Below are 22,764 nucleotides of genomic sequence, written 5' to 3'. Positions count from 1 at the left end.
GACGATGATCAAGAAACAGGACAGACGCCTCAGGGTCGGCGTGCTCGGTTGCGGCCCCATCGCGCAGTTTGCGCATCTTCAATCCTGCGCCAAGGCCAGCAATGCCGATCTCTACGCCATCTGCGACGCCGCACCCGACCTTCTCGCCCGCATGGGTGCTACCTACGAGCCGCGGAAGATGTATGCCGACTATGACGCGATGCTCGCCGATCCCGAACTGGAAGCGGTGATCGTCGCCACCTCGGACGCCTATCACGTGCCGATGTCGATCAAGGCGCTCGATGCCGGCAAGCACGTGCTGTGCGAAAAGCCGATCGGCACCTCGGTGGAGGAGGGCGAGGCGCTGGCCGAGGCGGTCAGGCGCTCCGGCAAGGTCCTGCAGGTCGGCCACATGAAGCGCTTCGATCCCGCGCTGGAGGCGGCGCGCGATTTCGTCCGCGACGAGATCGGCGACGTGCTGGCGCTGAAGGCCTGGTACTGCGATTCCACTTATCGCTATACCAACACCGATGCCGTTCAGCCGCTGCCCGTCACCAGCAAACTGGCGAGGAAACCGAGCGGCAATCCGAAGGCTGATCTCAGGCAGTATTTCATGCTGGCGCACGGCTCGCATCTCGTCGACACGGCGCGCTTCCTGTGCGGCGATATCGTCGCCGTGCGCGCCCGCCTCAACGAGCGTTTTGGCGCCTATTGCTGGTTCGTCGAGACCGAATTCGCCAGCGGCGCGCTCGGCCATCTCGATCTCACCGTTGCCGTTCGGATGGATTGGCACGAAGGTTTCCAGCTCTATGGCGAGAACGGCTCTGTCATCGCCAAGACCTTCAACCCCTGGTACTTCCGCGCCAGCGAGGTCGAGATCTTTCACGAGAAGTCGGCCACGGCCCACAAGCCGCTCGGCGCTGACGGCCATTTCTTCCGCCGCCAGCTGGAAGCTCTTGCCGAAACGGTGCTCGAAGGCGCGCCGATGCGCGGCGCCAACGTCGAGGACGGCGTCGCGTCGATCCGCGCCATGGTCGCCATCGCGCGCTCGGTGGTATCAGGCGAGCGGGTTGAGCTCGCCTCGGTTTCGGGGGCGGTGTGATGCGTCTCGGCATTTTCGCCAAGACCTTTCCAGGCGCCGAGCCAGCCGCCGTGCTGGCTGCCGTGCGGCATGCTGGCTATGAGACCACGCAGTTCAACCTCGCCTGCGCCGGCCTGCCGTCAATGCCGGATGCCGTGCCGTCGGACGCCATCGCGGCGATCCGCGCCGCCACGCAGTCGAGCGGTGTTTCGCTCGCGGCACTATCGGGCACCTACAACATGGTGCATCCCGACAAGGCCGTCCGCGACGATGGCCTCAGGCGCCTTGCCGTCGTCATCGAGGCTGCTGCTGCCCTGGACATTCCCCTGGTCACGCTCTGCACCGGCTCGCGCAACGCCGCCGACCAATGRGCATACCATCCCGACAATGCCGACCCGGCGGCCTGGTCCGACATGGCCACCGAGATGGCGAAGGCGCTGGCGCTGGCCGAAACCGCCGGTGTCGATCTCGGCATCGAGCCCGAGCAGGCCAACATCGTCACCTCTGCGAAGGATGCCAGCAGGCTGATCGCCGAGATGGGATCGAAGCGCCTGAAGATCGTGCTTGATCCGGCAAACCTGTTCGAACATGCGACGCCCGGCGAAGCGCGTACCATTGTCGCCGCCGCGATCGGCGAGGCGGCCGGCCACATCGCCATGGCGCACGCCAAGGACCGCTATGGTGACGGCCGTTTTGCCAGCGCCGGCCAAGGCATCGTCGACTTCCCGGATTTCATCGCGCGGCTGAAGGCGGTGGGCTTCGACAGGGCGCTCGTCACCCACGGGCTGTCCGCCGGCGAAGCCCCCGGCGTCGCGACCTTCCTGCGGAGGCTCCTCTGATGGACACCGCTCCGACGGTCATGCTTCGCGACGATGCGGCGCTTTGTGTCTTCGATACCGGGCAGGGGTTTCCGGTCATCTTCCAGCATGGTCTCGGCGGTGATGCGGCGCAGGTGGCGCAGAATTTTCCCGACAGCCTGTCATACCGCCGGCTGACCGTCGAATGCCGCGCACACGGCGGCTCTGGCGCCGGCTCGACGCGGCCCTTTTCGATCGCCATGTTTGCCGACGACGTGCTGGCCGCCGCCGACGCGGCCGGGCTCGACCGTTTCGTCGCCGGCGGCGTCTCGATGGGCGCGGCGATCGCGCTCAGGCTTGCAAGCCATCACGCGGACCGTGTCCTGGGTTTGGTGCTGGTGCGCCCGGCCTGGCGCTTCGATGCGGCGCCGCAGAACATGCAGCCCTTTTCGGAGGTGGCGAAGCTCATCCGCGATCGCCCGCTGGAGGACGCGCGCAACGCCTTTGCAACCTCGGTCACCGCCGCCCGCTTTCGTGGGGAAGCGCCTGACAATCTTGCTTCCCTGCTTGGTTTCTTCGAGCGCGAAAATGCGGCTGTCTTCGCCGAGGTGATGCGGGCGATCGCAAACGATGGGCCCGGCGTCACGCCGGCCGCTGCCCGCAACCTCGCTGTCCCCACGCTGGTCATCGGCAGCGGCGTCGATCTCGTCCATCCGCTGGCAACCGCCCAAGAGCTTGCCGAAACCATCCCCGACGCAGTCTTCACTGAGGTGACGCCGAAGGCCACCGACAAGGATCGCCATTTCGCCGAGGTCCGTGCTGCTATCGCGGGCTTCCTCGGTGATCGTTTCAACAACCAGGACCAGTCATGATCTCGAAACCTCTCTCAGGCCAGGCCGCCATCGCCGCATTGCCGCGCGATCGCATGATCGCTGAATTCTCGCTTTGGTCCGCCGACCTCGTCAATTTCGAGCGCGATCTGAAGCGCATCGAGCCCTATGTCGACCTTCACCACATCGACGTGGCGGACGGTCATTTCGCCCCGTCCTTCCTGTTCTTTCCCGATCTCGTCGCCCGCATCGCTGGGCTGACGGCCAAACCCATCCATGTCCATCTGATGGTCGATGCGGCTGTAGTCGAGTCGCAGACGCGCCAATTCATCGAGGCCGGCGCCGACATGATCAGCGTCCATGCCGAGAACGGCGAGGCGGGACAGCGCGCCGTCCGGCTGGCGCGGGAACTCGGCGCCGAAGCCGGCGTCGTGCTCAGGCTGGAGACGCCGGTCGAGACGGTGACGCCTTTCGTCTCCGAGGTCGCCTTCGTCACGCTTCTCGGAACGGCAATTGGCGTCAAGGGGCAGAGCCTGTCGGACGAGGCCTGCGGCAGGCTGGCCGCTGCCCGCGCCATCCTGAGAGAGACCGGCCGCGAGGCGGCCGTGGTTCTTGCCGCCGATGGCGGTATCCGCCACGAGACCGTGCCCTTGCTGCGTGCCGCCGGCGCCGAAACCGTGGTTCTCGGCTCGCTGGCCTTTGGCGACAAGGATCTGGCCGGCCGCATCGGCTGGCTGCATGGCCTGAAGGTTGCGGCATGAGCAACGAAGCCGCCCTTGCGATCGATCTTGGTGGCACCGAGCTTCGTGCCGCCCTGGTCGACCGTGACGGCAAGATCCTGGCATTCGCGGCGGTGCCGACGCAGGCGCAGGCTGGCCCCGACGTGGTGATCGGCCAGATCGAGGCGCTGGCCGCGACCATCTACGCCGAGGCCCCGGCGCTCGCCATCGTCGGCGTCGGCGTCGGCGCGCCGGGACCGCTCGATCCGCTGGCCGGCATCGCCGTCGGACCGCCGACACTCGCCGGCTGGCTGGACGTGCCGCTTGCCGATATCCTCGAACGGCGGCTCGGCCTGCCGGTGCGGCTGGAGAACGACGCCAATGCCGCGGCACTCGGCGAATGGCGCTTCGGCGCCGGTCACGGCGCCCGCTCACTGGTCTTCGTCACGGTTTCCACCGGCATCGGCGGCGGCGTCGTCGTCGACGGGCGCATCCTGCATGGCCGCCGAGGCCTCGCCGCCGAGATCGGCCACATGACCATCACCAATGAGGGCGAGCGCTGCATGTGCGGCGTCGTCGGCTGCTTCGAGGCCATTGCCTCGGGCACCGCGCTCGGTCGCCGTGCCAACGCCGCGACAGCACCCTTTGATGGCTCGGCGCTGCGGCGCCTCTCGGGCAACGGTGAGGTGACCGGCCGTCACGTGGTCGAGGCGGCACGACTGCTGGACGAGCTTGCCTTGGCCCTGCTCGAGGAGGAAGCCCGCTGGCTTGGCATCGGCTTCACCAATCTTTTGCATCTCTATTCGCCCGATGTGCTGGTCGTCGGCGGCGGCATTGCCAATGGCCTCGACCTCATGGCGCCTGCCATCGAGGCGACCATCAGGCAGCGGGCCATGCGTGCCTATCGCGACGTGCCGGTCGTTCAGGCCCAGCTTGGCCGCCACGCCGGGCTGGTTGGTGCTGCCAGCCTTGTCCTGTTCGATGACAGAGGTACGCTGGCGGCACGCATGCCTGTCGGTCCAAGCACATATCCGGATGCGAGGAGGGACTTCAATGGCTGAGCTCAAGCTGCGCGGCGTGCGCAAATCCTATGGCAATGCCGAGGTGATCAAGGGCGTCGACCTCGATGTCGGCGACCGCGAGTTCGTCGTCTTCGTCGGCCCGTCGGGCTGCGGGAAGTCGACGCTGCTGCGCATGATCGCCGGTCTCGAGAAGATCACCTCCGGCGAGCTGATGCTTGATGGCGCGCGCATCAATGAGGTCGATCCCTCCGAGCGCGGCCTCGCCATGGTGTTTCAGTCCTATGCGCTTTATCCGCATATGACGGTCGCCGAAAATATGGGTTTTGCGCTGAAGATCGCCGGGCTGCCGGTCGTCGAGCGTGACGCCAAGGTCAAGGCGGCGGCCGAGGTGCTGCAATTGTCGCATCTGCTCGAGCGGCGCCCGAAGGAGCTGTCCGGCGGCCAGCGCCAGCGTGTCGCCATCGGCCGCGCGATCGTGCGCCAGCCGAAGGTGTTCCTGTTCGACGAACCGCTGTCGAACCTCGATGCAGCACTGCGCGTCAACATGCGGCTGGAACTGATGCAGCTGCACGAACGGCTCGCCGCCACCATCGTCTATGTCACGCACGACCAGACCGAGGCGATGACCATGGCCGACAAGATCGTCGTCCTCAATGGCGGCACGATCGAACAGGTTGGCACGCCGCTCGACCTCTATGCCAGGCCAGCCAATGTCTTCGTCGCCGGCTTCATCGGCTCGCCGAAGATGAACATGCTGCCGGTCAGGGTTCTGTCCGCCAACGCGGATGGCGTTGCCGTTGCCCTGCCGGGCGGATCCAGCCTGGTCGTTCCGGTCGAGGCGGGCGCACTTGCACAAGACAGCGAGCTGCTGCTCGGCATCCGGCCGGAACATATCCGCATCGCGGATGCGGGCCAGTTCAAGGGCGAGGCGGTGCTGGCCGAACGGCTCGGCGGCCTGACCATCCTGCATGCCGAGATCGGCGAGAAGACGAGGCTCGTCGTTCAGACCGAGGGCATCGACACGACACCGCTGCACAGCCCCATCGCCATGCAGGCCGACCCCTCCCGCTGCCATCTCTTCGCCACCGACGGCAAGGCGCTGGCACCGCTGCGCAAAACCGCCTGACATCGTTGTCACCTGTACGGCAGCGGCCGGAAGCCATGGGCTTCCGGCCGCTGATTGGTGTTGAAGCGCTCGGATTATTCGGCGGGAACGAGATCAGCCGGCAGGCTGTCGTCGGCCGTGCCCGCCAATGCCCTGGCGAGCTTGGCTTCGTCGAGTTCGCCTTCCCAGCGGGCCACGACCAGCGTGGCGACGGCATTGCCGACGAAGTTGGTCAGCGCCCGGCACTCCGACATGAAGCGGTCGACGCCAAGGATCAGCGCCATGCCGGCGACCGGTACCGCCGGAACGACCGACAGCGTGGCGGCCAGGGTGATGAATCCGGCTCCGGTGATGCCGGCGGCGCCCTTGGAGGAAAGCATCGCAACCAGCAGCAGCAGGATCTGGTCGCCGATCGACAAATGGATGTTGGTTGCCTGCGCGATGAACAGCGCCGCCAGCGTCATGTAGATGTTGGTGCCGTCGAGGTTGAAGGAATAGCCGGTCGGGATGACCAGGCCGACCACCGAGCGCTTGGCGCCGGCCTTCTCCATCTTTTCCATCAGCGACGGCAGGGCGGCTTCCGATGAGGACGTTCCCAGCACCAGCAGCAGCTCTTCCTTGATGTAGCGGATCAAGGACAGGATTGAGAACCCGTTATAGCGGCAGACAGCACCCAGCACGACGAACACGAACAGCAGCGACGTCACGTAGAAGGTGCCGACCAGCATGGCGAGGTTGATGACCGCGCCGATGCCGTATTTGCCGATGGTGAACGCCATGGCGCCGAAGGCACCGATCGGTGCGGCCTTCATCAGCACGCTGACCAGCTTGAAGATCGGCGTCGTTAGCGCCTGCAGGAAGTTGAGGACGGGCGTGCCCTTGTCGCCGACCAGCGCCAGCGAAATACCGAACAGCACCGAAAAGAACAGCACCTGCAGGATGTCGCCGTCGGCGAAGGCGCCGACGATCGTCGTCGGGATGATGTTCATCAGGAAGCCGGTGACCGACTGGTCATGCGCCTTTGCGGCATAGGTGTTGACGGTCGAGGCGACGAGTGTCGCCGGGTCGATGTTGAAGCCGGCACCCGGCTGCACGACATTGGCCACGACAAGGCCGATTATCAGCGCCAGCGTCGAGAAGGTGAGGAAGTAGAGCATCGCCTTGCCGGCCACACGTCCGACCTTCTGCAGGTCGCTCATGCCGGCGATGCCGGTCGCTACGGTCAGGAAGATGACCGGGGCGATGATCATCTTGACCAGCTTGATGAAGGCGTCGCCGAGCGGCTTCATGCTCTCGCCGATCGACGGATAGAAGTGACCGAGCAGGATGCCGACGGTGATCGCGACGAGCACCTGCACGTAGAGTTGGGCATAGAAAGGCTTGCGCTGCGCGGAAGGCGCGCCTGATTGGTCTGCGATGTGCATCGAACTCTCCCTTGCCGGAGGGGCGGAAATGCACCGCCCTGCGTGACTTCTCCCATCGCGGCGCTCCGGTCGCGCGCCGCTGCAAGGACTTTTGCAAGCGCTGTGCCAGATCGGTGAAAGGCCGGAATCCCTGGATTTCGGCGGTTGTCAGCCGCTTTGCCGCGAATGCCTGTGCGGATTTCCGCACAGGCAGCGTTTGCCTGGGCGGAATTTCGCATTACACTGGGCCCCAAGGCTGCGGGGGAAAAACGGGCCGCGAGGAAAAGGGAGAGGGCAGACGTCGCAAGCAGGCATCGATAGGGGATACGCGGCCGGCCGTGAATTGCTTCGCGAAGCGGTGGCCCGGCTGCGCGATGGCCGCTGGCGTGTCGTGGTCGTCGCTCTTGCGGTTCTGGCAGGCGCGATCGCCATCGCCGGGCGCATCGCCACCGGCCAGGCGGCCGACAATCTGCGCGACGGAGCGCTTGCCGCCCTGCCGCTGGCGGCGGGAACCCTGACCGGCGAAATCGAAAAGCAGCGCCTGGTTCCATTGGTGCTGTCACGCGACGATGCCCTGCGCGGGGCGCTGCGCCGGGCCGGAAAGATGCAAGAAGCGGCCCTCAACGACAAGCTCAGGGCGATTGCCGGCGATGCATCGGCGTCCGCCATCTATGTCATCGACACAGCAGGCATCGCAATCGCCGCCAGCAATGCAGGCGAGCCGACGAGCTTTGTCGGCATCGACTATAATTTTCGTCACTATTTCCAGGAGGCAATGGCCAAAGGTGCTGCCAGCCAATATGGCCTCGGCACGATCAGCGGCCGGCCGGGTCTTTACCTCGCCAGCCGCGTCGATGATGGCGGCAAGCCGCTTGGCGTTGCGGTGCTGAAGGTCGAACTCGACCGCGTCGAAGCCAATTGGCGTTCCAGCGGCTTTCTTGTTTTCGTCACCGACGAACGCGGCGTGGTGCTGGCCACCAGCCAGCCCGAGTGGCGGTTTCATGCCCTAGCGCCGCTCTCGGCGCAGGACGCCGCCGCTGCCCGCGAGCAACTTCAGCTGGCCGATGCCGGCTTCGAACCGCTGCCGTTGCGACGCGGTGCCGGTGACGGCCTGGCGACAATCGACAGCTCCGGAAAGCCGCGCCAGTTCGTTGAAGTGGTGCAGGACCTGCCCGGTGCGGTGCCCGGCTGGCGTCTGTGGGTGCTGACGCCCGCCGACGCGGCTTTGTCGTCCGCCGCCAACACGGCGTGCCTGACCACGCTGCTCGGGTTGCTGCTCATGGGCCTGCTTGCCTTCGTGGTCACCCGGCGCCGGCGCGCCCGCCGGCTGCGGCAGGAAGCGCTGGCGCGCATGAATGCCGAACTGGAGAGCCGGGTGAGCACGCGAACGGCCGAGTTGACCCGATCCAACACGGCGCTTGCCGGCGAAATCGCCGAGCGTGAGAACGCCGAAGCCAAGGTCCGCCGGTTGCGTGACGATCTCGCCCAGGCCAACCGGCTTTCCATCCTCGGCCAGATCGCCGCCGGTGTGGCGCACGAGATCAACCAGCCGGTCGCCGCCATCCGCACCTATGCCGAGAACGCCGGCCGCTTTCTCGACACGGGCAAGACCGAGCCGGTCAGCGGCAATCTGACATCGATCGTTTCGATGACCGAGCGCATCGGCGCGATCACCAGCACCTTGCGCACCTTTGCCCGGCGGCCAGGCGTCGCCGCCTCGCCATTGCCAGTGCGCGAGGCGATCGACGGCGCACTGTCGCTTCTGTCCGGCCGCATCCGTGATTCCGGCGTGACCATCGTCAAGCCGCGCGGCAGCGCGTCGCCGGTGGTCATGGCCAGCCGCATCCGGCTCGAGCAGATCCTCGTCAACCTGTTGCAAAATGCGCTGGACGCGATGAAGGACCAGCCCGATCCCCGCATCGAGATCGACATCGCCGAGCGCGACGACAGGGTGCTGATCTCGGTGCGCGACAACGGCCCTGGCCTCGGTCCGGAGGCAGCCGGCAATCTGTTCATGCCGTTCCAGACCACCAAGGAGAAGGGGCTTGGCCTCGGATTGGTGATCTCGCAGGAGATCGCCCAGGAATTGGGCGGCACGCTGCGGCTCGATCCCGGCAGCGCGGGCGGCGCATCCTTCACCATCGACTTGAGGCGAATTGAATGACAGACGCATCAGGGCTGGTGGCGCTCGTCGAGGACGATGCGGACCTGCTTCACGCCACCACGCAATTGTTTGAGCTTGCCGGCTTCGAGGTGGTCGCGCTCGACGCGGCCGAGGCGGCGCTTGCCGTCGTCGACAGGAATTTCGAGGGCGTGGTCGTCAGCGACATCCGCATGCCGGGCATGAACGGGCTGCAGCTTTTCGATCGCGTCAAGGCGATCGACCCGGACATACCGGTGATCCTGGTCACCGGGCATGGCGACGTCGATCTTGCCGTGGCAGCGCTCAAGGATGGTGTCTACGATTTCATCCCGAAACCCTATGCGGGTGACCGCCTCGTCGAGGCACTCAGACGGGCATCGGAGAAGCGGCGGCTGGTGATGGAGAACCGGCGGCTGCGCGAAGCCGCGGCGCAGGCTACCGACGGTCTGCCGCTGATCGGCGAAGCGCCCGCCATCCGGCGGCTGCGTGAGACCTTGCGGCAGATCGCCGACATGGATGTCGACGTGCTGGTGGAAGGGGAGACCGGAACCGGCAAGGAGGTGGTGGCCGACCTCCTGCACAGATGGGGCCGGCGGCGCGCGAAACCCTTCGTGGCGCTGAATTGCGGTGCTCTGCCGGAGACCGTCATAGAAAGCGAGCTGTTCGGCCACGAGGCGGGCGCGTTCACCGGCGCGCAGCGGCGACGGATCGGCCGCATCGAGCATTCCAGTGGCGGCACGTTGTTCCTTGACGAGATCGAATCCATGCCGCCGGCCCTCCAGGTCAAGCTGCTGCGTGTGCTCGAAACGCGTAGTGTTACCCCGCTTGGCTCGAACGAAACCCGGCGCGTCGACCTCCGGGTCGTCGCGGCGACCAAGGTGGATCTCGGACGGCAGGGCCAGCGCGGCGACTTTCGCGAGGATCTCTATTTCCGCCTCAACGTGGTGACGCTGCGCATTCCGCCGTTGCGCGAGCGGCGCGGCGACATCCCGATGCTGTTCGGCCATTTCCTCGGCAAGGCCGCGGAGCGGTTCGGCCGGCCGGTCGCCGGGGTCAACGCGGCGGTCAGCGATCATCTCCAGTCGCACGCGTGGCCGGGCAATGTGCGCGAGCTTGCGCATTTTGCCGATCGCGTCGCGCTCGGCCTCGGCCCCGACGACGAGACGAAAGCAATTCCAGTGCACTTGCCGGAGCCCGCGGCCACACTGCCCGAACGGGTCGGCCATTACGAGGCGCAACTCATCCGCGACGCACTGCGCGACCACGGTGGCGATGTGCGCAGCGCCATCGACGCACTCGGCGTGCCGCGCAAGACCTTCTACGACAAGCTCAAGCGCTACGGCATTGCTGCGTCCGAGTTTCGCAATGGCGGCGATGCGGATACGCACCCTGTTCGGGGCCAGATATAAACATTGCGCAAGCATAGTGCCCCTTGTTCGGAAAAGGCCATGAAGACGACACTTGAAACGACGGCAAATCCCTCGCCGGAAGAACTCACCTTTCTCGCCGAACGGCTGACGGCGTTCAACGACGGCGATGTCGGTGCTTCCGAAAGAAAGGCCCTGGCCGTGTTCGTGCGCGACGAAGACGGCACTGTCGTCGCCGGCATCTCGGGCTACACCGCCTGGGGCTGGCTCTATGTGCAGTGGCTGTGGGTCGATGAAAGGCTGCGCGGCCAGCAGATGGCCGGCAACATGCTGGATGCGGCCGAGCAGGAAGCGGTGGCGCGCGGCTGTCGGAATGCCTGGATCGACACCTTCAATCCGCACGCCGCCAAGGTCTATCAGCGCCAGGGCTATCAGCCCTTCGGAACGCTTGCCGATTTCCCTGTCGGCCGCAGCCGCATCTTCCTGCAGAAGACGCTTCTAGGGACCTGACTAACCGGCGAGCCGTCCGCCGCGCATCGGCTGCGGTGCGCCGGTCGTGCTTGGAAAGCTGATCGGCAGGCCCCTCAGCACGCGAACCGCGAGGAAGGCAAAGCACTCCGCCTCCACCGCGTCGCCGCTCCAGCCAAGGCTTTCGGCCTGCACCACCTCGACTCCGGCGCGGCTGGCGAGCATCGCCATCATTGTCGGGTTGTGGCGGCCGCCGCCGCTGACCACGAGTTTTTTCGGGCGGCGCGGCAACAGGTCGAGCGCCTTGCCGACGGCGGCAGCGGTGAAGGCGGTCAAAAGGGCTGCGCCATCCTCGGCGTTCAGGCCGTCCGCCATGGCGGCGCCGAAGTCGAAACGGTCCAGCGATTTCGGGTAGGGCTTGGTCAGATAAGGGTGCTGCAGGAGTTTCGCCAGCCGTGCCTCATCCACTGTTCCCGCGCGACCAAGCGCGCCGTCGCGGTCCATGTCGCCGAGCCCCTTCGACTTGATGAAATCATTGAGCGGCGCGTTGGCAGGTCCGGTGTCGAAGGCGACGACGTTGTCGGCGCCATCCCACCAGGTGATGTTGGCGACGCCGCCGAGATTGAGCACAGCCACCTCGCCACTGGCGCCGGCGCTGCGCATCAAAGCGGTGTGATAGGCCGCGGCCAATGGCGCGCCTTGGCCACCGGCGCGCATGTCGGCTGAGCGGAAATCATAGGCGACCTTGGTGCCGAGGATTGCGTGCATGAGTTCGCCGTCGCCGAGCTGCCGGGTCTGGCCGAGCCGGCCCACCTGTGGCGCGCGATGCAGCACGGTCTGGCCATGAAAGCCGACGACGCCGATATCGGCCATCTTCATGCCGTAGCTTTCCACGAGTTCCTTGACCGCCGCCGACTGGGCACGCGTCAGGGCTTCCTCCGCCTTGCGAAAGATCGCCGGCTCCGGCCCGGTGAAATTCCAGGCCCTTGCCTCCTTCAGCGTCTCCTCCAGCAGCGAACGAATCGACGGGGCATAGGGCATCAGCCGATAGGTGCCGAAATCATCGATGCGTTCGCCATTGGTCTTGATCAGCGCGACGTCGATATTGCCGTCAAGCACGGTGCCGGTCATCAGGCCGACGGCCCAGATTGGTTCCATGGTCACTTCCCTAACAATCCTCGTTAACAAGATCTCCGACCGCCTGCCGAAGCGGAGCGATGCCGCTGTCGAAATGACGTGTCGGATGGATCCGGTTGGTGAGCAAGGTCCAGGCCTTGCCTCTGTCGAAGTCGATCCACAGTCCCGTGCCGGTAAAGCCGGTGTGGCCGATGGTTCCCGGGCTACACAACGCCCCGCCGGACCAGCCCTCATAGCGGCGCTCCCAGCCATGCGTCCGGGTGGCAGACAAGGGCGTTCGCATCAGCGCGATCGAACGCTCGGACGCGCCCGTGCTGTCCAGCAGCCCCTGCGCGAAATCGAGGACGGAAGCGGCTGTTCCGAACAGGCCGGCATGTCCGGCCCCTTGCAGCGCCGAGCAATTGTCGTCGTGCACCTCGCCGGACAAAACGCGATGGCGCCAGGTGCAGTCCTCGGTCGCGGCTGACGCATCCGGCTCGGCGGAAAAAGCGAAGCCCGGGCCGGGATCCATGTTCCGGATTGTTTTTCCCGAGAGCCGCTCCAACGCAAAGCCGAGCAGGATGAAGTTGATGTCTGAATAGACCGGGTCGCGGGCGCGCCATTCGCGCTGCAGGATGAAGGCGCGCAACAGCTCGGGATCGCGCCCATACGTGTAGATCGGCACGACGGCGGGAAACGGCGTCTGGTGGCACGAGACACTGGCGAAACGTCACCTTCCGCTCCCAGGCCTGTGCATCATACTGGCGAAGGTCCGGCAGAGCGGAGATCAGCGGCGCATCGAGATCGATGAGGCTGTCTTCGGCCAGCGCCAGGATGCGCGGTGTCGTAAAGATCACCTTGGTCAAGGACGCCAGGTCGAACCAGGTTTGGTCGTGCATTGGCCGCAACTTCGGTACGAGTTGCGCGGAGCCGACCGACCTGACGACGCGTTCGCCATTTTTGTCGACAATGCCGAGCACGCCGCCGGGGATGCGCTTGGCGGCGACTGCGGCCTTCAGCGGTACGAACGCGCGATCGAAGAGCTCGGCGAGGGTGCTCAATGCCGGCCTCCATCTGAAAGGCAGCGTTCCGTCCCACCCCCCTCTGTCCTGCCGGACATCTCCCCCTCAAGGGGGGAGATCGGATGCCATCTTGGCTTTCGCCAACTTCCAACGTTGGAGACGAAGACACGGAGCGTGAAGCTGCCAATCTCCCCCCTTGAGAGGGAGATGGCCGGCAGGCCAGAGGGGGGTACTCTTGATCTCACGCTTCTACCCTCGCCATATGATCAGCCCCAAACTGCTCCCATCTCGCCGGCGCCGGCTCGTACCCCTGCGGGCGCACCAGGGAGGGGACCTGGCGCGTGTCGAGTTCGAAATGTTCGTGGCGCCGGTCGATGGTCGGAACGGCGGCAATGAGCTTCTTCGTATAGGAATGCTGCGGCTTCGACAGCACCGAGGTCGCGTCGCCGATCTCGACGATCTGGCCGGCATAGATGACGGCGATCCGATGCGCGATCCGCTCGACGACGGCCATGTCGTGCGAGATGAACAGATAGGCCAGCCCGAACTCGCGCTGCAGGTCGACCAGCAACTCCAGCACCTTGGCCTGCACCGAAACATCGAGCGCCGACACTGCTTCATCGAGAACGACCACGGAAGGGTTGAGCATCAGCGCGCGGGCGATGCACAGCCGTTGCCGCTGGCCGCCGGAGAATTCGTGGGGGTAGCGTTCAAGGCTGTTCTTCGGCAGGCCGACGCGCTCCAGCAGGCTTGCCATCCTGGCCCGTGTCTCGGCATTCACCCGGCCGCCGGTGGCGATCACCGGCTCGGCCAGGATGCTCTCGATGCTGAGCCTTGGATTGAGCGAGGCATAGGGGTTCTGGAACACCATCTGCACGGGCAGGGCGCTCTGCTCGGCCGAAGCCTTTCGGACGCCGACCGAGAAGCTGCCGCGTGTCGACCGCACCAGCCCCAGGACGGCGCGTGCGGTGGTCGATTTGCCCGAACCGCTCTCGCCGACAATGGCCAGCGTCTCGCCGGGCATCAGGTCGAAATCGACGCCATCGACGGCATGCACCGCGCCTGTGGCGCGGCTGAAGAAGCTGCTCTTGAGGGGAAATCGTACAACCAGGTTATCCACCTTCAAGGCCGGTTCCTTGCTTGCACCCGTGTCGCGCTGCCCGTCGGCGCGTGTCGCGCTGCCATTGGCGAAATGCGGCACGTCCTGCAGCAGGTGCTGCGTATACGGATGCTGCGCATTGTCGAGGATCTGGTTCAGCTCGCCTTGCTCGACGGCCTGCCCGTTCTGCATCACCATCACCCTGTCGGCGATGCCGGCGACCAGGCCGATGTCGTGGGTGATGAAGATCATTGACATGCCGGTTTCCCGCTTCAACTCGGCCAGCAGCGCCATGATCTGCGCCTGCACCGTGACGTCGAGCGCCGTCGTCGGCTCGTCGGCGATGAGCAGGCGCGGATTGCAGGCCAGCGCTATGGCGATCATCACCCGCTGCAGCATTCCCCCGGACAGCTGGTTTGGCGTGTATTTCAGCCGCCGCGCGGCGTCGGGAATGCGCACGCGGTCGAGCGCATCCTTGGCCGCCGCCGTGGCTTGCCGGCCGGTCAGCCCACGGTGCAGCCGAAACGATTCCTCGATCTGCCTGCCGATGGTCAGCACCGGATTGAGCGAGGTCATCGGCTCCTGGAAGATCATGCCGATCTCGGCGCCGCGAATGCCGGTCAGTTGCGGTTCAGTGGCGCTCATCAGATCGAAGACGCTGCCATCGGCCCGCTTCAACTTCATCGCGCCGCCGGTGATGCGGCCGCCGCCGAAATCGATGAGACGGTTGATCGACAAGGCGGTGACGGATTTGCCCGAGCCGCTTTCGCCGACAATGGCCAGTGTCTCGCCGTCGGCGAGGTCGAAACTGACGCCGCGCACCACCTCATTGGCTTGCGGATTGCGACCGAAGCCGACGCGCAGATCTGAGACGGACAGCAGCGGGGTCATGCCGGCGCCCTCCGTATCTTCGGGTCGAGGATGTCGCGCAAGGCATCACCAAGCAGGTTGAAGCCGAGGATGCTGATCATGATCGCCAGACCGGGGAAGATCATCAGCCACGGCGCGGTCTCCATCAGATTGCGGCTGTCGCTCAGCATCAGGCCGAGCGAGGCGGCGGGCGGCTGCGTGCCGAGCCCCAGGAAACTCAAGCCTGCTTCCGTCAGCAGCGCCCAGGCCAGCGCCAGCGTCACCTGGACGGTCAACGGCGCCACCAGGTTCAGCAGCAAATGGCGCGTCACGATGTAGCTCGAACTGCTGCCGAAGGTGCGGGCGGCGTCGACGAATTCGCGCGCCTTGAGCGACAAAGCGGGGCCGCGCACGACGCGGGTGAAGATCGGAGTGTAGACGATGCCGATGGCAACGACGCTGGTCCATGTGCCCGGCCCGGCGACCGTGACGATGAGCAGCGCCAAGAGGATTGCCGGGAAGGCCAGCAGCACATCCATGATGCGCATCAACACGCCGTCCCAGCGGCGGCCGAGCCAGGCCGCGGCCAGCCCCAGCACGGTGCCGGCAAGGGTCGCGAAGGCGACCGAGAAGAAGGCGACCGTGAACGACTGCCCGACGCCCGCCATCAGCCGGCTGGCGACGTCGCGGCCGAACAGGTCGGTGCCCATCCAGTAGGCGCCGTTGGGCGCATGCAGCCGGTCGACCCGGTATTGCGTGATGGGATTGTGCGGCGTCAGCCCCAGCATGCCGAGGATGGCGACCAACAGATAGACGCCGACGATGATGCCGCCGATGCGGCCGCTGCCGTGGCCGAAGATGGCGCGCAGGATGCGCATCACGGCTCTCCCAGCCGGATGCGCGGATCGAGCGCGACGTAGGCGAGGTCGACCAGGAGATTGACGATCATGAAGTTGAAGGCGATGAACAGCACGGCGCCTTGCACCAGCGCATAGTCGCGCTGCTGGATCGCATCCAGCACCATGCGTCCGAGACCGGGCAGCGCGTAGATCTGCTCGACGATGACGGCGCCGCCGAGGAGATAGCCGAACTCGATGCCGCTCAGGGTGACGACGGGGATCAGCGCATTGGGAAGCGCATGCCGCCAGATGACGCTGCGCGCCGAGGCGCCCTTGCTGCGCGCGGTTCGCACATAGTCGTCGCTCAGCACGTCGAGCATGGCCGAACGCGATATGCGGGTGACCGAGGCTGCGAAGGCGAAACCGAGCGTGATGGCAGGCAGGATCAGCTGGCTGAGATTGCGCAAGGGATCCTGCCAGAGCGGCGCGAATTCGCCCATCGCCGGCAGCACGCCGAAGCCGGCCGACAGCGTGTAGATGATCAGCAGGCCAAGCACGAAGCTCGGTGTCGACTGGCCGAGCATGGCGACGATGCGCACCCCGAGATCGGACAGTTTCTCATTGTGCGTGGCGGCAAAGATCCCGGCAGGCATGCCAACCGCAAGCGCGATGATCATCGACAGGATGGCCAGCTCGAGCGTCAGCGGGAAGCGCTCGACGATGACGTCGAGCACCGGCCGGCCATAGGTGACCGAGATGCCGAGATTGCCGTGCAGGATGCCGCCTATCCACCGCCAGTACTGGACGAACCAGGGCTGGTCGATGCCGAAATAGGCGGCGAGCGAGTCACGCTGCGCCGGCGTCAGCAGGCCCGCCTCGGTGCCCAGCATTGCCGTGATCGAATCGCCCGGCACCATCCGGATCGCAACGAAGACCAGGATGGACACGCCAAGCAGGACGAGAGGAAACGTCGCCAGTCGTCGCATCAGATAATTCACGCGAAGAAGTCCTCTCGTCCAAGGCCGCCGGCTACTGCTGGATGGTCACCTTGCTCAGGCTGAACAGCGTGCCCGTCGGCGTCGGTACGAACCCGGCGATGTTCTTCTGCTGCGCCGTATAGCTGTACGAGGTGTAGAGCCAGATCCATGGCGACATCTCGGCGAGGTGCTTCTCGAACTCGGCGAAGATCGCCTTGCGCGCCGCCGGGTCGGTCTCGGCGCGGCCTTTCTGCATCTGGCTGTCGAGCGTGTCGTCGATGTAGTTGGCCACCTTCTGCAAATTGCCTGCCTTGGTCCAGTAGCGGTTGTACATGGTGTAGGGGTCGGCACGGCCGCCATTGAGGGCGATCGCCATGTCGAAGTCGCCCTTCAGCCAGGCGTCGACATAGACGTTGAGCTCCATCATCTTGATGTCGAGCTTGACGCCGATCTCGGCCAGCTGCGACTGGATGACCTGGGCTTCCGCCGCCGCCGTCGGCGGCTCGCCGGTGGCACCGATCACTGTCGCCGAAAAGCCGTCGGCATAGCCGGCTTCCGCCATCAGCTTCTTGGCCTTCTCGACATCGCGCTTGTAGCAGAACAGCTGGCTCGGATCGGTCGCTAGAGCCGGGATCGTCAGCGGTCCCGTGACCTTGCCTTCGCCGAGCGAAGCGGTGTCCAGCACCTCCTGCCGGTCGACGGCGCAAGAGATGGCCTGGCGCACCTTGAGCTCCGTCATCGGCTTGCGCGACGGATTGAGCTGCAGCACGTGATAGGCGAGCACCGGCACACGGTTCAGCTGCAGGCTGGCTTCCTTCGGCACCAGCGTGGCGACAAGCGGGTCGTTGAGCAGCGCGAAATCGATCTGCTTGGTGCGCATGGCGGCCAGGATCGCGGCTTCATCGGGAAGCACGCTGATCTCGATGCCATCGACGCCGGTCGGGCCGCCGGCCCAATCCTTGTTGGCGCTCAGAACTTCCTTGGCGTTGGGGTCCCATTTGTCGAGCTTGAACGGTCCCGAGCCGACCGCCTTGGTGCCGATCGAACCGGCCTTGATTTCGCTTGCCGGAACGATGGCGGCGTTGACGTCGCTCATCGCCGTCAGGATCGGCACGTCGGGCTGCGAGAGATGGAACACGACGGTCGTCGCATCGGGCGTGTCGATGCTGGCGATCGACAGGAAGTTGGCGCGGGCGGCCGCGCCCGTCTTCTCGTCGAGGATGCGCTCGAACGATGCCTTGACGTCGGCCGAGGTCACCGCGGTTCCGTCCTGGAATTTCGCCTTGGGATCGAGCTTGAAGGTCAGCTCCTTGCCATCCTTGGAGAATTCCCAGGAGGTGGCGATGGCGGGGATGATTTGCAGGCTGGCGTCGACCCGCACCAGCGGCTCATAGATCAGCTCCAGCAGCCGCAGCGACGAAAAGGCCGTCTGCTTGTGCGGATCAAGCCCGGTGGCGTCTTGCGACCAGGCCATATGCAGTGTCGCTGCATTCGCCTGCGTTGAAACCGCGGCCACGCTGAGCATCGCGGCCAGCGTGATGCCCGACAGCAGCTTTCTTGTGAGGTGAACCATTCTCGTCTCCCATTATGATTGAACTCGATGCCTTGCAGTTTCTGCGGACCGCTTCCAAGACACACATGCTTTGGAGTATCGGCCCAGTCTATGCGGCTTCACGCCGTCTTGTCTCATGCGGCTTTGCCGTCGTGTCTCATGCGGCTTCATGCCGTCGTGTCGCTGATTGCCTTTCGCAGGAAGCCCCCGGCCTTGCCGAGAGCCACGCGCGCCTCCTCGACGCCCATGCCGGTGATCGTCACCAGGATCGCCAGCTTCACATCGTTGCCGGTCTGGGCGAGCGCTTGCTTGGCTTGCTGCGCCGCGCAACCGGTGGTCTGCATGACGATCCTGGTTGCCCTGGCGACCAGTTTCTTGTTGGACGGGTTGAGGTCGACCATCAGGTTCTGGTAGCTCTTGCCGATGCGGATCATGCTGGCGGTGGTCAGCATGTTGAGCACCAGCTTCTGCGCGGTTCCCGATTTCAGCCGGGTCGAGCCTGTCAGCACTTCCGGCCCGACAACCGGCGAGATGGCGATGTCGGCGATGCCGGCAATGGTCGAGGCCGGATTGCAGGACAAGGCGACCGTCGCCGCGCCAACTTGCTTCGCATAACTCAATCCGCCGATGACATAGGGCGTGCGCCCACTGACGGCGATACCGACGACCACGTCGTCTGATGTGAGCCCGATCTCCAGCAGCGCCTTCGCGCCCATTTTCGGATCGTCCTCGGCGCCTTCCGTCGACCGCACCAGGGCGTCGGGACCGCCAGCGATCAGGCCGACGACCATGCCTTCGGGCACGCCGAACGTCGGCGGACACTCCGAAGCGTCGAGAACGCCGAGCCGGCCGCTGGTGCCGGCGCCCATATAGATCAGCCGCGCGCCTTTCTGGAAGGCAAGCACGATGCGGTCCACCGCGGCGGCGATTTCCGGCACGACCTTTTCGACAGCCGCCGGGACAGCCTCGTCCTCGTCATTGATCTTGCGCAGCACATCGATGGTCGGCAGCAGGTCGATGTCCATCGTCCTTGGGTTGCGGCCCTCGGAAATCAGCCGGTCCAGCTCGGACATCAACCCTTGTTCGGTCATCCCAGTGCTTTCAAATCGTGCGGCACGGCCGGCGTTGAGCAGAGCTCCCGACCGGCGCCAGCGCACACGGACGCTGTGTCCGTTTGCTGCTACCCTGTTTTCGTTTGTTAACTTTTTAGAATTTGATATTCGCAACGTCAACAGAAATATGGAATATATTATTCCTAACGGGGCCGGGCGCTATCGCCCGCCGCAGGACCGTTTGGCGAGGATGATCGCACCCGAGACCGCATCGCCATCAGCGGGCTTCAGGCGGCGCCGGACATCGGGGGAGAGCCAGGGCTCGAGCGCACTGGACAGGCCGCCCAGCAAGGTGACGCGCGGCGCGCCTTGTTCGAACAGCACCCGCACCAGCGTGTCGATCTGCTCGGCCGCGCCTTGCACGATGCGCCGCCCGACCGGATCGCCCTGGTCGGCATGGCGCATCACCATCGGCGCCAGCGCCGCATAGTCGGTGGCGCTGGCGCGGTCCATCCAGGCGACCGCTGCCATCGGGTCGCCCTCGAAGCGCTGCATCACCTCCGCCAACAGTGCTGTCCGCTCATGCCGGCCGTCGTGGGCGCGCAACGCCAGCTGCACGGCTTTCAGTCCAAGATCGGCGCCGCTGCCTTCGTCGGAGATCGGAAAGCCGTAACCGCCGACACGCAGGTCGCGGCCGTCGACAAAGCCGAGGCCGATCGAGCCGGTGCCGGCAATGACGATGGCGCCGTCCTGGCCGGAATGCGCGCCAAGGCAGGCGCCGACGCCATCGCTGACGAAATCGATGCTGGCAAACGGATGCGCGATCGCCCGCAACGCCTCCAGCGCACCCTTGCGGCCGATGCCGGCAAGGCCGATGCCGGCACGAATTCTGGCTGTCTCGGCTGGTCCGAAGCCTGTCTCTTCGATCGCCGCGCCAAAGGCTTTCGCAATGGAGGCCCAGGCCGCATCGATGCCGAGCCGCGTGGTCGCCGGGCCCGACAGGCCCTGTCCCAGCACGGTCCCATCCGTGTCCTCGATGCGGGCGCGACACCCGGTCCCGCCGCCATCGACGCCGAGAAAATAATCCGCGCTGTTCATGCGCTCAGCCGCTCGATATCGGCGCCGCACAGCCGCAGCTTACGGTCTAGTTGTTCATAACCGCGGTCGAGGTGATAGACGCGGTTGATGGTCGTCTCGCCCTCGCACACCAGCGCCGCCAGCACCAGCGACACCGAAGCGCGCAGGTCGGTGGCCATCACCGGTGCGCCATGCAGCTTGGCGCCACCACGCACCAACGCCGTGGTTCCCTGCAGCTTGATGTTGGCGCCGAGCCGCATCAGTTCGGGAACATGCATGAAGCGGTTCTCGAAGATGGTTTCACGCAGCAGCGATGCTCCCTCGGCGCAACACATCAGCGCCATGAACTGCGCCTGGAGATCGGTTGGAAACCCCGGATAGGGTTCCGTCGTGACGTCGACAGCCTTCAACGGCCGGTCGCGTGACACGATGAGCCCGCGGTCGCCCGGCCAGACGCTGACGCCGGTTGCTTCCAGCAATTGCACCACCGAGGCCATATGCTCGAGCCGCGCATGGGTCAGTTCCAGCTGGCCACCGGTGATGGCCGCGGCGATGGCATAGGTGCCGGCCTCGATCCGGTCCGGGATGATGTCGTGCCTTGCGGCATGCCAGTTCGTGTCGCCCGCGATCAGGATGCGGTGCGTGCCGGCGCCCTCGATGCGCGCGCCCATGGCGTTGAGGCACGCGGCGAGGTCCGCCACCTCGGGCTCGCGCGCCGCGTTGAGGATTTCGGTTTCGCCCTTTGCCGTGGCCGCCGCCATCATCGCGGTTTCCGTTGCCCCGACCGACGGCGAACTCAAGACGATGCGCGTCCCGGTCAGCCCGTTCGGCACCGATGCGACGATGGAACCATTCTCGATGGCGATCCTGGCGCCGAGTGCCGCGAGTGCGGCAACATGCATGTCGACCGGCCGCGCGCCGATCGCACAGCCGCCCGGCAGCGAAACCCGTGCATGGCCGAACCGGGCCAGCAGCGGCGCCAGGACAAGCACGGTCGCCCGCATCTTTCGCACCGTGTCGTAGGACGTCTCCTTGGAAACGGCGGCACTGGTGTCGATCGTCGCGGTATGCGCCGACCTCGTCACTTCCGCGCCGTGCAGCCGCACCACGCCGAGCATGTTTTCGACGTCGGTCACATCAGGCAGGTTGGTCAGTTCGAGCGGGTAGGGGCTGAGCAGGGCTGCCGCGATCTGCGGCAGGGCGGCGTTCTTGGCGCCGGATATGGTGACCGCGCCTTCCAGTCTCTGTCCGCCCACGATCCGCAATCTGTCCATGCGCCGAAACCTTGTGTGATGAGGTTCGAGAATTAATTGTGCGTTCTTGGCTGTCAATCAGAATTGGAATATTTTATTCCTATCGCGGCACGCTGTGCGGCTTGTCGACCTGAAAAGCGTAAGGGAATCTCGTGTCCGTTCTGAACAGGATCAATGCGAAGCTCGACGGCATGGCGCCTGGCGATCGTGAGATCGGCCGGTACATCGTCGACAATCCCGACCAGATGCTGCGCCTGTCGACGGCCGCACTTGCGGCCGAGATCGGACGCAGCCAGTCGAGCGTGGTCAAGTTCAGCCAGAAACTCGGCTATGCCAGCTATCAGGAGCTCAAGCTCGCCGTCAGCGAGGCCAAGGCGCAGGAATGGCAGGTGCCGGCCGGCGTCATTCATGGCTCGATCGAGGTCGGCGACAGCTACCAGGTCATCCTGAAGAAGCTGGTCGGCAGCAAGCTTCTGTCGATACAGCGGACCGTCGCCGCCAACACCGAGCGGATCATCTCCAGGACGCTGGAATTGCTGGATGGCGCGCGCCGCATCCATCTGGTCGGGGTCGGCGCCTCTTCGCTGGTGGCGCGCGATTTCTCCTACAAGCTGATGAAGCTCGGCCGCAATGTCCTGCATGACAGCGACAGCCACGTCCAGATGGCCAATGCCTCGACGCTCGGGCCAGGCGATGTGCTGTTCGCACTTTCCTATTCCGGCGCCAGCATCGAAACCTTGCGCATCGCCGAGCTGGCCCGCAAGCGCGGCACGATGGTGATCGCCGTCACCGGCGTCCACGACAATCCGCTGAGCCGGGTCTCCGACATCTGCCTTTACACCATCGCTGACGAGGAGCGTGCGCGCTCATCCTCCATCACCGCGCGCGACGCACAGCTGGCGCTGACCGACCTTCTGTTCATCCTGCTGGTGCAGAAGCAGCCGGACGCCAACGAGTATGTCCACAACAGTGAGGTGGCGGTCTCGGTGCTGAAGGCCGAGCTGTCCTCGTAAA

Annotated in this window: 19 protein-coding genes and 1 pseudogene; 10 read left to right on the top strand and 10 right to left on the bottom strand. The window is 65.4% G+C overall.

Annotation, left to right across the window (positions count from 1 at the left end):
- Positions 1 to 4: 4 nt before the first annotated feature.
- Genes AC1DZP_RS06025 through AC1DZP_RS06000 form a run of 6 tightly spaced genes read left to right on the top strand, consistent with a single transcriptional unit; the run spans position 5 to position 5,554 of the window.
- The gene (locus AC1DZP_RS06025; protein WP_477300809.1) at positions 5 to 1,081 is read left to right on the top strand and encodes a Gfo/Idh/MocA family protein; all 1,077 of its coding nucleotides are present in this window, start codon (positions 5 to 7) and stop codon (positions 1,079 to 1,081) included.
- Positions 1,081 to 1,899: a sugar phosphate isomerase/epimerase family protein gene (locus AC1DZP_RS06020; protein WP_477300807.1), complete on the top strand. Its 819-nt coding sequence runs from the start codon at positions 1,081 to 1,083 to the stop codon at positions 1,897 to 1,899. Before AC1DZP_RS06025 ends, AC1DZP_RS06020 begins: the two co-directional genes overlap by 1 nt.
- Complete coding sequence (locus tag AC1DZP_RS06015) at positions 1,899 to 2,729, top strand: alpha/beta fold hydrolase (protein ID WP_477300805.1); 831 nt, start codon at positions 1,899 to 1,901, stop codon at positions 2,727 to 2,729. Before AC1DZP_RS06020 ends, AC1DZP_RS06015 begins: the two co-directional genes overlap by 1 nt.
- The gene (locus tag AC1DZP_RS06010; protein WP_477300803.1) at positions 2,726 to 3,448 is read left to right on the top strand and encodes a ribulose-phosphate 3-epimerase; all 723 of its coding nucleotides are present in this window, start codon (positions 2,726 to 2,728) and stop codon (positions 3,446 to 3,448) included. The genes AC1DZP_RS06015 and AC1DZP_RS06010 overlap by 4 nt, the downstream gene beginning before the upstream one ends.
- Positions 3,445 to 4,467 carry an ROK family protein gene (locus AC1DZP_RS06005; protein WP_095080966.1) on the top strand — a complete coding sequence of 341 codons (1,023 nt, stop codon included), beginning with the start codon at positions 3,445 to 3,447 and terminating at the stop codon, positions 4,465 to 4,467. Before AC1DZP_RS06010 ends, AC1DZP_RS06005 begins: the two co-directional genes overlap by 4 nt.
- Positions 4,460 to 5,554, top strand: coding sequence for an ABC transporter ATP-binding protein (locus AC1DZP_RS06000; protein WP_477300800.1), 1,095 nt, complete (start codon positions 4,460 to 4,462; stop codon positions 5,552 to 5,554). Before AC1DZP_RS06005 ends, AC1DZP_RS06000 begins: the two co-directional genes overlap by 8 nt.
- 74 nt (positions 5,555 to 5,628) lie before the next feature.
- Here AC1DZP_RS06000 and AC1DZP_RS05995 read toward each other — a convergent pair whose 3' ends face one another.
- On the bottom strand, positions 5,629 to 6,957 hold the full coding sequence (locus tag AC1DZP_RS05995; protein WP_477300798.1) for a dicarboxylate/amino acid:cation symporter: 1,329 nt from the start codon (positions 6,955 to 6,957) through the stop codon (positions 5,629 to 5,631).
- A gap of 322 nt (positions 6,958 to 7,279) precedes the next feature.
- Between AC1DZP_RS05995 and AC1DZP_RS05990 the strand changes: the two genes are divergently transcribed.
- The 3 genes from AC1DZP_RS05990 to AC1DZP_RS05980 are packed head-to-tail and all read left to right on the top strand — an operon-like array spanning position 7,280 to position 10,956.
- Entirely contained in the window at positions 7,280 to 9,100 is a 1,821-nt protein-coding gene (locus AC1DZP_RS05990; RefSeq protein WP_477300796.1) for a sensor histidine kinase, read from the top strand.
- A complete protein-coding gene (locus tag AC1DZP_RS05985) occupies positions 9,097 to 10,488 on the top strand; it encodes a sigma-54-dependent transcriptional regulator (protein ID WP_477300794.1) in 1,392 nt (463 codons plus the stop codon). Before AC1DZP_RS05990 ends, AC1DZP_RS05985 begins: the two co-directional genes overlap by 4 nt.
- A gap of 39 nt (positions 10,489 to 10,527) precedes the next feature.
- Complete coding sequence (locus AC1DZP_RS05980) at positions 10,528 to 10,956, top strand: GNAT family N-acetyltransferase (RefSeq protein ID WP_477300792.1); 429 nt, start codon at positions 10,528 to 10,530, stop codon at positions 10,954 to 10,956.
- On the opposite strand, the gene AC1DZP_RS05975 is transcribed toward AC1DZP_RS05980, so the two are convergent.
- The 9 genes and pseudogenes from AC1DZP_RS05975 to murA all read right to left on the bottom strand — a co-directional run bounded on the left by AC1DZP_RS05975 (position 10,957) and on the right by murA (position 21,771).
- Positions 10,957 to 12,072 (bottom strand): anhydro-N-acetylmuramic acid kinase, encoded by a 1,116-nt coding sequence (locus AC1DZP_RS05975; RefSeq protein WP_477300790.1) that lies wholly within the window; start codon positions 12,070 to 12,072, stop codon positions 10,957 to 10,959.
- Positions 12,073 to 12,082: 10 nt separating this feature from the next.
- Positions 12,083 to 13,091: pseudogene (locus AC1DZP_RS05970) on the bottom strand (serine hydrolase domain-containing protein).
- Positions 13,092 to 13,293: 202 nt separating this feature from the next.
- The gene (locus AC1DZP_RS05965; RefSeq protein WP_477300788.1) at positions 13,294 to 15,042 is read right to left on the bottom strand and encodes an ABC transporter ATP-binding protein; all 1,749 of its coding nucleotides are present in this window, start codon (positions 15,040 to 15,042) and stop codon (positions 13,294 to 13,296) included.
- Positions 15,039 to 15,878 carry an ABC transporter permease gene (locus AC1DZP_RS05960; RefSeq protein ID WP_477300786.1) on the bottom strand — a complete coding sequence of 280 codons (840 nt, stop codon included), beginning with the start codon at positions 15,876 to 15,878 and terminating at the stop codon, positions 15,039 to 15,041. Before AC1DZP_RS05960 ends, AC1DZP_RS05965 begins: the two co-directional genes overlap by 4 nt.
- On the bottom strand, positions 15,878 to 16,837 hold the full coding sequence (locus AC1DZP_RS05955) for an ABC transporter permease (protein ID WP_457152837.1): 960 nt from the start codon (positions 16,835 to 16,837) through the stop codon (positions 15,878 to 15,880). Before AC1DZP_RS05955 ends, AC1DZP_RS05960 begins: the two co-directional genes overlap by 1 nt.
- Before the next feature lie 31 nt (positions 16,838 to 16,868).
- On the bottom strand, positions 16,869 to 18,389 hold the full coding sequence (locus tag AC1DZP_RS05950; protein ID WP_477300784.1) for an ABC transporter substrate-binding protein: 1,521 nt from the start codon (positions 18,387 to 18,389) through the stop codon (positions 16,869 to 16,871).
- Positions 18,390 to 18,535: 146 nt separating this feature from the next.
- Positions 18,536 to 19,459 (bottom strand): N-acetylmuramic acid 6-phosphate etherase, encoded by a 924-nt coding sequence (gene murQ, locus AC1DZP_RS05945; protein WP_477300782.1) that lies wholly within the window; start codon positions 19,457 to 19,459, stop codon positions 18,536 to 18,538.
- A gap of 180 nt (positions 19,460 to 19,639) precedes the next feature.
- Positions 19,640 to 20,518 (bottom strand): glucosamine kinase nucleotide-binding domain-containing protein, encoded by an 879-nt coding sequence (locus tag AC1DZP_RS05940; protein WP_477300780.1) that lies wholly within the window; start codon positions 20,516 to 20,518, stop codon positions 19,640 to 19,642.
- Positions 20,515 to 21,771: a UDP-N-acetylglucosamine 1-carboxyvinyltransferase gene (murA, locus tag AC1DZP_RS05935; RefSeq protein WP_477300778.1), complete on the bottom strand. Its 1,257-nt coding sequence runs from the start codon at positions 21,769 to 21,771 to the stop codon at positions 20,515 to 20,517. Before murA ends, AC1DZP_RS05940 begins: the two co-directional genes overlap by 4 nt.
- Positions 21,772 to 21,902: 131 nt before the next feature.
- Between murA and AC1DZP_RS05930 the strand changes: the two genes are divergently transcribed.
- Positions 21,903 to 22,763 (top strand): MurR/RpiR family transcriptional regulator, encoded by an 861-nt coding sequence (locus AC1DZP_RS05930; protein WP_477300776.1) that lies wholly within the window; start codon positions 21,903 to 21,905, stop codon positions 22,761 to 22,763.
- The last annotated feature ends 1 nt before the right edge of the window (position 22,764 follow it).

Source organism: Mesorhizobium sp. P2_F8 (genome assembly GCF_056403655.1).
Note: the sequence above shows the minus strand (reverse complement) of the source record. Positions and strands in the feature narration are given on the sequence as shown.